Origin of the sequence: Albidovulum sp. (assembly GCF_049646345.1) — a bacterium.
In the GTDB taxonomy this organism is placed as follows: Bacteria; Pseudomonadota; Alphaproteobacteria; order Rhodobacterales; family Rhodobacteraceae; genus Albidovulum.
Genome location: NZ_JBARVQ010000407.1, coordinates 1 through 11,544, shown reverse-complemented (window position 1 = coordinate 11,544; position 11,544 = coordinate 1). Strand labels below are relative to the sequence as shown.

Here is an 11,544-nt window from a genome sequence, read left to right as displayed (position 1 = left end):
CTGTCAGCGACCTTGCGCTGAAGTCACTCAGAAGGACCCGCACGTCATCGTCCAGCCCAGCCGCCAACGCGGTTTCGGCGATCCGCAGATGGCTGCCGGTTTGGTTGGCAAGCAGGCGTTCGCGGGTTTCAAATGCCGCCGTTACCCGACCCAATGCGTCCGTCCCCAGAAGCTGGATCAGATACATCAGCCGTTTGGATTCGTAAAAGGCTGAACGATGTGCCTCACGAGGCTGCGGGATCTTTGAAACAGTGTCTAAACCGCCTGAAACGGCCTTTCTCATGTCGACGAAGCGGTGGGATTCGCCGACCGTCAGATAGCGGTGCGGCCCGTATTCCGGCGGCACATCGGCCTGACCCAGAAAGACCGGGGCGAAGGGCGCGGCGACGGGACCGGTCGTGGCATGCCACATCATGTGAAGTGCGGGATCAGCCGGGCGGGCCAGCGGCACGACTTGTCCATAGCCCGCCGTGTCTCCGGTCAGCTTCTCGGTCCGGACTGCCCAGATGACATCTGCCAGGCCGATCTTTTCAGGCCGCGCAGCGCGTGCCTGCATCTCGGCCTCGATCCACTGGACGCCGTCCCAGCGGCCCTTGCTGTCGCCATAGATGGTATTGGCATCGAACGGGCCACTTTCGTACCAGCCCATCTCGCGCGCGAAGCTGACGAAATTCGGCGACCAGAGGAAATTTGGATGGTCCGGCTTGTCGACCGGCACGTCCAGCACGTAGCCGGGGCGCGAGGCGCGGATGCTGTCCGGTCCCAGCCGTTCGGCCACCCAAAGCCCCTTGCCGCCCGCGAACTGGATCATCACCCAGGCCTCATCCGCATCGGCGAAGAGGTGCGAGTTTCCACCATAGGTGGCCTCGCCATGTTCGGCGATGAGGGCGGCACAAATCTCGATCGCCATGCGCGCCGTCGTTGCGCGTTCCATCACGATGCGCGCGAGGTCCGAATAGTTCAGACCGGTCTGGTCTTTCGGCGTCAGGTCCCGCAATTCCGCACGAGAGGTCGACCAGACATCGCGCACCGCCACGCCCGCCGCGTTCAGCCCGCCATTTGTGATCGGCGCAGGCACGCCCAGATAGTAGGAATAGCTGACGCGCATATGCCGCAATGTATGGGCGGCCTGCGGAATTGCCGTGCGGCATCCCGGCATATCGGCCTCGGGTCCGACACCAATATCGATCATCGTACCGGGTTCATGGTCTTTCGCCGGGATGATCTCAAGCCAGTGCGAGGAAGGTTCATCGCCATAGCCGCCAAGCCAGGCATGACCGGTGGCCGAGTGGTTCTTGCCGACATAGATCGCGTAGCTCACGCAGGTTCTCCGACCGTTCCGGTTTCTGCCTGATAGACACGCGCACCACGGCGCCAGGTCTGATCGACCCGGATCGTGTCGATCCTGTCCGGGCGGTCCAGCGGATTGGCGTCAAGGATGACAAGATCGGCGAGCTTGCCGGGCTCGATAGAGCCGCGATCGTTTTCCTGAAACACCTGCCAGGCCGCATCGATCGTATGGGCACGAAGTGCCGACAGTGCGCTGATCCGCTGATGCTCACCCAGAACCCGACCGCTATGGGTTCGTCGCGTCACCGTCGTGTGGATCAGGTGCAGGGGCCGTGTGGGCGTGACGGCGGCATCGTTGTGGATGGTGAACCGTACGCCGACCTTTTCAGCCCAACCGGTGGGCGAGATATTCTGCGACCGTTCGGGGCCAAGGAATTCGGAGTAGTGCTTGTCGCCCCAATACCAGACATGGGCGGGAAAGAAGCTGATCGTTACGCCCAGCTTCGCGCAACGCTCAAGCTGATCTTCACGCATCACCTGTCCGTGGATGATCGTATGGCGGTGATCCTTGCGCGGATTGGCGGCGATCGCCGCCTCTACCGCATCCAGATACATGTCAGAGGACGCATCGCCATTGCAATGGGTGTGAATCTGAAAGCCCATATCGTGAAGCTTTTTCACCTCGGCGATAAGCGTGTCGCGCCCGATATAGGCAAGGCCCGTATCGGGCGTCTTGCCCGGCGCGCCGGTGTAATAGGGCTCCGTCAGGTAAGCCGTGCGCATCAGGAACGACCCGTCGGTCAACAGCTTGCGCGGGCCCAGTGTGATGTGCTGACCCCTGGGCCAGTCGCGGCCAAGGCCCACCTTGGAAAACCCCGGCTCAATCTCGGCCACCGGCAACAGGACAAGGTCGATACCGGGATCGCCCGCTTTCGCCACATCTGCGAACAGCTCCAGAAGCGGCAGCGCCGTCCATGAGTTTTGCGCCAGCGTCACGCCATGGCTCAGGTATTCCTCGCGCGCCACATCGAAGCAGCGGCCGAAATTGCTGTTGTCGATCAGGAAATGGGTGTCACTCATTTCGCCCATCGCCGACAGGCCCTCAATCCCACCCGTCAGACGGCCCGCCGCGTCCCGCAGGAACCGGCCGCCGGCCGGGTCGGGTGTTTCTTCCGTGACGCCATGCCGGGCAAGCGCCATGGAATTGGCGACACCGCAATGGCCCGAGGTATGGATGACCCAGATCGGATGGTCGCGCGATACCGCGTCCAACTCATCCCGGGTCGGCATGCGGCCTTCTTGCAGCAGCGTCTCATCCAGCGCAGCACCCATGACCCATTCGCCTTTCGGCGTTTTCGCGGCCTTGGCACGCAGCCGGTCAAAGATATCGGCAAGCGAACGGCAGTCGCCGCGCGGGGGCGAGGCGAGATCAGCGCGCAGAAGTGTGACGAAGGCGCTGTCGGGGAAATGGCCGTGCGGGTCGATGAAGGCCGGGATCAGGGTGCGGCCCGCAAGGTCCACAACCTTCGCGCCGGGAAGGGCCGCGCGGATGACATTCAGGGTTCCGACCGCCACGATACGTTCGCCATCAACAGCCACCGCCTCGGGCGATGAATTGGTATCGTCCAGCGTCAGGATCGTTCCATTGGTGAAAATCGTGGCACTCATGATGCGGCGGCTTCCTGCTTGGTCCAGATTTCGGGGAAATGGCAGCGATGGGCACCTGCGCCATGGGCTGACCATTGCGGTATGTCCGTCGAACAGCGTGGCTGCACGAAGGGACAGCGGGTGTAGAACTCGCAGCCTTTCGGGCGGCGCAGGATGCTGGGCGGTTCGCCCTGCAATTCGACCCTCATCAGCTGCGCGTCCGGATCCGGTTCGGGGTTCGCCGCCAGCAGGGCCAGCGTGTAGGGATGCTGGGGCCGGACAAAGACCTCTTCGGTCGGGCCTTCCTCGACCAGTTTGCCCAGATACATGATCCCGACCTTGTCGGTGATATGACGCACCACATTCAGGTTATGGGTGATGATCATGATGGCGAGGCCCAGCTCATCCTGCAGCTTGGCCAGAAGGTTCAGCATCTCACCCTGAATCGACACGTCGAGACCTGCTGTCGGTTCATCCGCGATCAACAGCTTGGGGTCGAGCGCCAGAGCCCGCGCCACGCCGACGCGCCGGGCCTGCCCGCCCGAGATCTGATAGGGATAGCGCGCGGCGAATTCCGGCGGCAGGCCGACCATGTCCAAAAGCCGCTTTGCCTCGGCATCAAGATCACGGTCGCCCATGCCCTGAATGCGGAAGGGTTCGGTGATCAGAGATTTGATCGTTAATCGCGGGGACAGCGACCCGATCGGGTCCTGAAACATCATCACAATCTCGCGCCGGAGTTTACGGAACTCTGCCTCACCCAGATCGACCAGTTCCTGACCGCGATAGGTGATCGACCCTTCCGAGGCATGGTGCAGACCGGCGACGGCACGGGCGAGCGTCGTCTTGCCCGATCCGCTTTCGCCGACGATGCCATAGGTCTTGCCCTCTTCGATGTTCAGGCTGACACCCGACACCGCATCAATGGTCCCGGCCGACGAAAACATGCCGCCGCGCAGGTGGAAGCGCACAAAGACGTCGCGGATTTCAAGAAGCGCGCTCATGCGTTTGCCCTCTTGGATATCAGGTGGCAGGCGGCGTGATGGCCGGGGCTTGCGGTTCCCATCGCGGGCCGTGTGGCGCAGGCTTCGTGACGCTTGTCACAGCGTTCTGCGAAAACGCAGCCATTGGGCAAATCCACAAGATCGGGAATGTTGCCCGGGATCGTCGGCAGGTTGCGGGTTCTGACCTTGATATGGCCCGGATCGCATTCCAGAAGCGCGCGGGTATAGGGATGCGCGGGGTTGTGAAAGACATCGCGGACGGTGCCGCTTTCCACCACCTCGCCCGCATACATCACCACCACCTCGTCACAGAGCTCGGCAATGACGCCCAGATGGTGCGAGATGAAAAGGATCGAACAGCCGATCTCATCCTGCAATTCGCGCAGCCGCTTGATGATCTGGACTTCCAGCGTGGCATCGAGCGCCGTCGTCGGTTCGTCCGCGATCAGAAGCGACGGCTTGGCCATCAGGGCCATGGCAATTGCGATGCGCTGGCGCATGCCGCCCGAAAATTCGAACGGATACTGGTTCAGCCGCGCCTCGGGGTCGGGGATGCCCACAAGCGTCAGCATCTCAGCCGCGCGCTTGCGTTTGTCGGCCTTCGACAGCTTGTCGCGATACTGGATGTCGATCATCTGCCGACCGACGGTCAGAACCGGATTGTGGGTCTGCATCGGGTCCTGAAACACCATCGAAATCTCGGTGCCGCGCAGGGCCCGCATCTCAGCCTCGGACCGCGCCAGCAGATTTTCACCCTTGAACTTCACCTCGCCCGAGCCGACCTGCGCATTCGGGGCCATCAGCCGGATGATCGAGGAAATCAGTGTGGACTTGCCGCAGCCGCTTTCGCCGACGATGCCGGTGATCTTTTTTTCCGGGATCGTCATCGAAACATTGCGAAGTGCCTTCAACGGCCCGCGCGGGGTGGCGTAGCTGACCGACAGGTCACGGATGTCGAGAACGGCCATCACTTGCCCCCCTTGCCACGAAGTTTCGGATCGACGACGTCGCGGAGCGCTTCGCCAAGGAAGGTGAAACCAAGCGTCGTCAGGATCAGCGGGATGCCCCCGGCAATGATGATCCATGGCGTGTTGCGGATCAGATCGTAGCCGTCCTTCAAAAGCACGCCCCAGGACGGCGTGGGCGGTTTCACCCCCATGCCAAGAAAGCTCAAGCCCGCCTCAAGCCCGACGACGGTCGGGATATCCATCGCCGCCAGCACCGCGAGCGGGCCAAGGACGTTTGGCAGGATATGCACGCCCATGATCCGCATCGTCGAGGCGCCCAGCGACTTTTCGGCGGTGATGAACTCGGCCTCTTTCAGAGATTGTGTCAGCGTGCGCACCACCCGCCCATAGGTCGGGATCGAGGTTGCCATGATGACAAAAATCACGGTGTTCAGGCTGGGTCCGACCAGCGCCACGACCGCCAGCGCGAACATCACGGTCGGGAACGACCGTACGGTGTCGAAGAGCAGAACGATGAGGTTATCGAGCCAGCGCGGCCCATAGCCCGCGATCATGCCAAGGATAAGGCCGATGACAATTGCCCCGCCGACCGTCGGCAACGCCACTTTCAGCGCCACGCGCCCGCCCCAGATCACCCGTGACAGCGTATCGCGGCCAAGCTGATCGGTCCCCATGAGATGCGTTGGGTTGGGGCCTTGCATGCGGTCGGGGATGTTCATCGCAATCGGATCGTAGGGCGCAAGCCATGGGGCAAAGATCGCCGATGCGACGATCAGCGTCACGATGATCAGGCCCGCCAGACCCAGCGGATCACGGACCAGATGGTGCAGGACCTCGCCAAGTTCGGAACGGGCCTTGGGCAGGGGAATGGCTGTCTCGGTCATGACGCGGTCCTATTTCTTAGCCCGGATACGCGGGTCGAGGATTGCGTTGACGACATCTGCCAACGTGGTTGAGGCGACGAAGATCAGCGTCGAAAACAGGACAGACCCCATCACGACCGGATAGTTCCGGGTGGTGATGCTGTCGATCATCAGCTTGCCAAGGCCGGGCCGCGAAAACACGATCTCGATGAAGACGGCGGCGGAAAGAAGAAACCCCATCCCGACCCCGATCACCGTGACCGTAGGCAGAACCGCAAGGCGCAGGGCATAGCTGAAGGTGATCCGGCGCTCGGGCAGACCGAAGGCGCGGGCAGTGCGGACATGGCCGTCGCCCATGACCTCAAGCATCGAGGCGCGGACCAGGCGGGCAATATAGCCGACCCAGCTTAGCCCCATTGCAAGGCTCGGCAGCACGAGGTGGTGAAGCTGATCGCCCCAGTCACCCGGCTCGCCCGCGCCGATGGCCGGGAACCATTTCAGTTGCACCGCGAAGATCAAGAGCGAATAGAGCGATACGACAAAGGCCGGCACCGCGATGACCGAGACCGATAAAACCCCGGTCAGCCGGTCGCCAAGGGAATTTCGGTTGACCGCCGAATAGCAGCCCAGCGCGATACCAAGCGTGGCCGACCAGCCGATAGAGACGAGGATCAGCGTCAAGGTGTAGGGGATCTGGCCCAGCACGATGGTCGTAACGGGGCGGTTGGTGAAGACATCCATCCCCAGATCGCCGCGCAGCATGTTGACGAAGAACAGACCGATCTGCACCGGCAGCGGCTTGTCCAGCCCCATGCGCGCCTCAAGGGCTGCACGCAGTTCCGGCGTGGCTTTCGGTCCCAGCATGGTCGAAATCGGATCGCCCGGGATCATGTGGATGATCACAAACAGCAGCGTCACCGCCAGCACGGTGATGACCGCCGCCAACCCAAGGCGTCGTATGATATAACTCAGCATGGTCTCCTCCCCGCAAGACGGCTGACTCCCTGAATGATGGAGGGGGCGCGGGCGAACCCACGCCCCCTCCGTTCGCAGGGAGGTCCTAAACCGCGCCGAAGTAGCGGTAGAGCGGCAATCCGTCCGGACGAAGCGCCGGAACGACGGTGTTGCGATAGATCACGGGCGTCGATTCATGGGTGATGAACTTGTAGGCGCCGCTTTCTTCCATCAGGTCCTGGGCGCGGGCATACATCGCCGCGCGCTTGGCCTGATCGCCTTCCGACTGGGCGGCAAGGTGCAGTTCGTCGAACTCTTCGCTGCTGAACCGCTCCCAGTTCCAGACGCCCGCCTGTTCGGTGATGAACCACGAGGTCGCGTAATACGGGTCCGGCGTCATCGAATAGCGGTTGAGCACCAGTTCCAGACCTTCGTTCGATCCCAGTTCCCAGAAGGTTGCACCTTCATGCAGGCGGATTTCCAGGGTCACGCCGATGGCGGCAAGGTTGGCCTGAATGATCTGGGCCGCGGTGACGTTCGCCGACTTGTTCAGCACGTCGATGGCAAGCGAGACATTGCTTTCACCCGATTCCGCCATCAGCGCCTGCGCCTTTTCGAGGTCAGCCGTGGTGCCGGTCAGGGACGCTTCGCGGTGGCCCGGCAGGCCCGGCGCGATGATGCCGGTCGACGGTTCCGCCGCACCAAAATAGGCGCCCGCCATGATCGACGGCACGTCGATCGCGTACTGGATCGCCTGACGCAGCTTGAGGTTGGCAAGCTTCGGATTGTCGAGGTTCATGCCAACCCAGACATAGTAAAGCGACGGGTATTCATCGAGCGTGGCACCTTCGATCGGAGAGGATTTCAGACGCTCGACCGAGTCGAGGCTGACGCGGGTGAAGTCGATCTCACCGGCCTCAAACGCGATCTCGGCGGCCTTTTCATCATCGATATGATAGATCTGAATCTCGTCATAGACCGGCGCGTCGCCCTTCCAGTCGGGGTTGCGGGTCAATGTGGTCTTCTGCTTCGGCTCCCACGAGGTGTGCAGGTAGGGGCCCGAGGTCGCGACCGGCTGGGTGTCGATCTTGCCGCCGACGCTTTCAAACGCCGCCTTCGACACGATATTGCCCGCGATATAGGGCAGCGTAATCGACCAGAGCGGCTGGAACGCGTTCTTCAGCACGATGGTGCCGGTGCGTTCGCCGGTGACTTCGACGTGATCCAGCGGACCCCAGTCAGGCTTGTTCGTCGATTCCAGCGCGTCGTCGATGATACGCTCGAACGAGAATTTCACGTCCTCGGCGGTCATTGCGCCAAAGCCGTTGGTGAACCCGATATTGTCCTTCAATGCGAAGTTGATGTGGGTCGCATCCACCTGTTCGACCATATCGGCGGCATCAAGCTGCCAGCCCCATTCGCGGCCCGGCTTGTACTGGATCAGCTTGTTGTAGATCGCGGCATGAATTTCCTCATCCACCACGCCCTGGCTGAAGGCCGGATCCATGGAACGGATATCGGCATAGGTGCGGGTCTTCAGCGTGCCGCCTGCGGCATGCGCCATGCGCGGCATCGACATGCCGGCGACCGAAGCCATGCCGAGTGCGGTCGCGCCTTTCAGAAATGCGCGACGCGGTAGCCCAACGCGGCTCCAGGAAATGTTGTTTGCAGTCATTGTTGTCTCTCTCCCTGAGTGATCCTCCCGCCGGTCCCGGCGCGATCCACGAAAGAAGATCGCCGAAATCGTGCAGGCACAATTTCGCGGCCATTCACTAACTGACGCGACTTTGTGCTTTTTTCGCGTCAAATCGCGCTATATACTGAGTGGAGAGACAGGATGGGCGGGGATGATGGACGATTTCGATCTGGCGACGAATCTTCGGCTGTTGTGTTCGGCCGAAAGGTCGATCTCGGCAACCTGTCGCAAGATTGGCATCAACCGGCAGCAATTCAACAAATATCTGAACGGGTCTGCGCACCCATCTGCATCCAACATGCGCCGGATCGCCATGCATTTCGGGGTGCGTCCGGCAGAACTGATGCTGCCTGCCGATGAGTTTGAAAACCACCCCACAGTGGTTACGCGCCTGTCCGGAGCGGCGGGCCCTGGGGCCGAGGCGAACAGTTTTGACAGTGCGTTCCGGGGCCAGACGACGCAGCTTCGGCGCTATCTCGGTTATTATCTCAGCTACTTTCAGACTGAAAGTTGGGAGAACTCCATCATCTGCGCGATGGTCCGGCTGGATGAACATGAAGGCATCATCCGCTGCAAGTCGCTTGAGCGGTCGATCGACCCGGAAGATGGCAGTCTTTACCTGTCGAAATACGACGGACGGGCCGCACTTCTGGGCAATCGGATTTTCGTGTTGGAGTACCAGCATCTCGCCCGCGATGCGGTGGTGGAAACCGTGCTCTATCCGGTTGGGCGCGGACAGCTGACTTATCTGCGTGGCGTGACCTTCGGCATCACCAGCCGACAGCGGGCGCCGTTCACCTCGTCCATCGTCTGGCGCTATCTTGGCAGCAATATCGATCTTCGAACCGCGATGCTGAAAGTCGGGCGTTATAGCCGCAATTCCCCGCAACTGGACCGCCGGGCGCTGGCGATCCTGACGGGCGGGCAGATGGGAACCTCCTGACCTCTGATCCCGGCCTGCCGTGATTTCACGACCGTCCATCAGGGTTGCGCGATGGAAATTGCATCGGCCAGTGCCACCTGGTCGTCACCGCTCTGCCGCATCGATCAGAAGCCGCACCCAACGCGCGGTGGCCCAGCTTGCCGGGATACCAAGCGGAACGGAGAGGATCACGCAGGCAACGGGTGACAGCGCCGGAATGCCCACTGCCTGCCACATCAGGCCGAGCAGGAAGAGGTTGATCGCCACCGCCCCGGCGACGAAGGGATAGAGCATCGCGCCAAGCTTCCAGAGCGGCCAGTGCCCGTCAGTGCGAGGTGCCTTCCTCAAAATGGATCTTGTTCGAGACATTGTATTTCCCGGATGGCTTGCGCATCGGCAACCGCTTCAGTTCCTCAAGCGTGACCGCGTCATAGACGATGACCGCGCCGTCATCTTCCCAGATCGAGACCAGCGCCTTCGATCCGTCGCGGGTGAATTCAACATGCGCCACGGTCTTGCCCGGCGCGGGGTTCAGCGTTTTCACGATCTGCAGCGTCTCTTTGTCGATGACATGCATCTTGTCCTTGTTCGGACCGAAGAAGACGTCGGCCCAGACATAGGGCGAGTTCTGATGACTGCGCAGGAAGAACCCGGGCCCATCGGTCCTGATCGTATCGATGACGGACCAGTCCTTCATGTCGATCACGCTCAGCATGCCTTCACGCAGGTGTGGTGTCGCCATCACCCGCCGCCCGTCGCGCATCCAGCTGATACCGGAACCGAGATGTGGCATGCCCGGCAGCGGAAGTTCGGCAATCTCGCGCCCGACGATCAGGTTGACGACAACGCCCTTGTCGCCCTCGCGGTTGGTGCCGATCAGGTTCTGGTAGTCCGGGCTGAAGAAGAAATCGTCGATCGGGGCGTCGACCATGATGCGGCGGCGGGCGAAAAGGCCCTCCTCGGCGGCAAGGCTTTCTTCCATCCCCTTTTCGAAACTGTGGACGAACCCTTCGTGATAGGGGCCTGCACCGGGGTCGGTCGCGATTTCCCACACTTCGGGGACGTCCTTCAGCGCCAGAACAAAGCTCTTGCGGTCGGGCGCCTGATAGACGGCGGAAACCCGGCTGGGATTGCCCTCGCGCCCCACCACGTCGATGATCCTTGCCACCGACAGGTCATCGGTCGCGAGGATCGTCAACGTGTTCGGCAGGTAGTTGGCGACGGCCAGCCATTTGCCGTCATGGCTCATCGCGATGTTGCGGCTGTTGAGTCCGGCGCGAACCCGGCCAATCTCGGCCAGTGACCAGATATCGTATTTCTGCACCCAGCCGTCGCGTGACATGATGAAGACATAACGCCCGTCGGGCGTGAACTTCGGCCCGCCATGGACGGCAAACGGGGTGGCGAAGCGGTCGAGCACTTCGAACGTATCGCCGTCGAGCACGCTGACATGGTGGTCGCCGGTTTCCACGACCAGCGTGATGTTCATCGGATCGGCGGAAAATACCGGCTTTTTTGCTGAAATATAGTCTGTTTTCAGGTCGCGCGTTGCATCAACTTCATGCACGGTCCAACTGGGCGTTTCGGCAAGAGGTTCAGCGATATAGGCGGCAAGCGCGGCGATGTCCTCCGCCGTCAGGTCTTCGGCAAAGGCTGGCATCTGAGTCGCAATACGACCATTCGCGATGATCTCTTCCAGCGCCTCACCCTTGATCCGGCCCAGCGCCTCAGGGATCAGCGCCGGGCCGGTGCCGCCAAGCCGGGTTTCGGCATGGCAGGCGGAACAATGCTCGGAATAGAGCGCCACAGGATCGGACCCGGCATCGGCCGCAGAGGCCAGCATCATCGTGGCCGCGACGCAGAAACCGGCGGCCCCCCACCCCCATCCCCTCCCCACAAGGGGGAGGGGAGGCGCGAGGCGATGGCGGGGTGAGTCAGAAAAAACGATGTGCCGGATCATGGCTCTTGCCCCGGAACGGGGTTGTCGCAAGGCGTTCTGCCTCTTCCACCCCGATCTCTTGATTGGAAAGGTAGCAGGCCGGGTCCTCGGCCCAGGGGTCGCCGGTGACCTGAAGCGCGCGGATGCGGGTATTGCCGCCGCAGACCGATTTGAACGCACAGGCGCCGCAGAGGCCTTTCAGGGGCCGAGGTCTCTGGCGCAAGGTGGCCAGCATCGGGTCATCGCCGGTCCAGAGATCTG

At 61.9% G+C, this 11,544-nt stretch carries 10 protein-coding genes and 1 pseudogene; 1 reads left to right on the top strand and 10 read right to left on the bottom strand.

The annotated features are described in order from the left end of the window. From WBB85_RS10045 to WBB85_RS10015, 7 genes are all read right to left on the bottom strand, one after another. The coding region (locus tag WBB85_RS10045; RefSeq protein ID WP_432638479.1) for a C69 family dipeptidase at positions 1-1,321 on the bottom strand (1,321 nt) is incomplete at its 3' end. Next, complete coding sequence (locus WBB85_RS10040; RefSeq protein ID WP_432638478.1) at positions 1,318-2,958, bottom strand: amidohydrolase; 1,641 nt, start codon at positions 2,956-2,958, stop codon at positions 1,318-1,320. The genes WBB85_RS10040 and WBB85_RS10045, both read right to left, overlap by 4 nt. Beyond that, the gene (locus WBB85_RS10035; protein ID WP_432638477.1) at positions 2,955-3,941 is read right to left on the bottom strand and encodes an ABC transporter ATP-binding protein; all 987 of its coding nucleotides are present in this window, start codon (positions 3,939-3,941) and stop codon (positions 2,955-2,957) included. Before WBB85_RS10035 ends, WBB85_RS10040 begins: the two co-directional genes overlap by 4 nt. Further along, entirely contained in the window at positions 3,938-4,909 is a 972-nt protein-coding gene (locus WBB85_RS10030; protein ID WP_432638476.1) for an ABC transporter ATP-binding protein, read from the bottom strand. The genes WBB85_RS10035 and WBB85_RS10030 overlap by 4 nt, the downstream gene beginning before the upstream one ends. Next, positions 4,909-5,793, bottom strand: coding sequence for an ABC transporter permease (locus WBB85_RS10025; protein ID WP_432638475.1), 885 nt, complete (start codon positions 5,791-5,793; stop codon positions 4,909-4,911). Before WBB85_RS10025 ends, WBB85_RS10030 begins: the two co-directional genes overlap by 1 nt. Before the next feature lie 9 nt (positions 5,794-5,802). Beyond that, positions 5,803-6,747 (bottom strand): ABC transporter permease, encoded by a 945-nt coding sequence (locus tag WBB85_RS10020; RefSeq protein ID WP_432638474.1) that lies wholly within the window; start codon positions 6,745-6,747, stop codon positions 5,803-5,805. Positions 6,748-6,832: 85 nt separating this feature from the next. After that, positions 6,833-8,401, bottom strand: a complete 1,569-nt coding sequence (locus WBB85_RS10015) for an ABC transporter substrate-binding protein (protein WP_432638473.1) — start codon at positions 8,399-8,401, stop codon at positions 6,833-6,835. 172 nt (positions 8,402-8,573) lie between these two features. On the opposite strand from WBB85_RS10015, the gene WBB85_RS10010 reads away from it, so the two are divergent. Then, positions 8,574-9,365, top strand: a complete 792-nt coding sequence (locus tag WBB85_RS10010; protein WP_432638472.1) for a helix-turn-helix domain-containing protein — start codon at positions 8,574-8,576, stop codon at positions 9,363-9,365. Positions 9,366-9,449: 84 nt separating this feature from the next. Here the strand turns inward: WBB85_RS10010 and WBB85_RS10005 are convergent, their stop codons facing one another. The 3 genes and pseudogenes from WBB85_RS10005 to WBB85_RS09995 form a co-directional block, all read right to left on the bottom strand. Further along, positions 9,450-9,692, bottom strand: a complete 243-nt coding sequence (locus tag WBB85_RS10005) for a hypothetical protein (protein ID WP_432638471.1) — start codon at positions 9,690-9,692, stop codon at positions 9,450-9,452. Further along, positions 9,670-11,187: a cytochrome D1 domain-containing protein gene (locus tag WBB85_RS10000; RefSeq protein ID WP_432638480.1), complete on the bottom strand. Its 1,518-nt coding sequence runs from the start codon at positions 11,185-11,187 to the stop codon at positions 9,670-9,672. The genes WBB85_RS10005 and WBB85_RS10000 overlap by 23 nt, the downstream gene beginning before the upstream one ends. A gap of 91 nt (positions 11,188-11,278) precedes the next feature. Next, a pseudogene (locus WBB85_RS09995) lies at positions 11,279-11,544 on the bottom strand (heme d1 biosynthesis radical SAM protein NirJ); the annotation flags it as partial.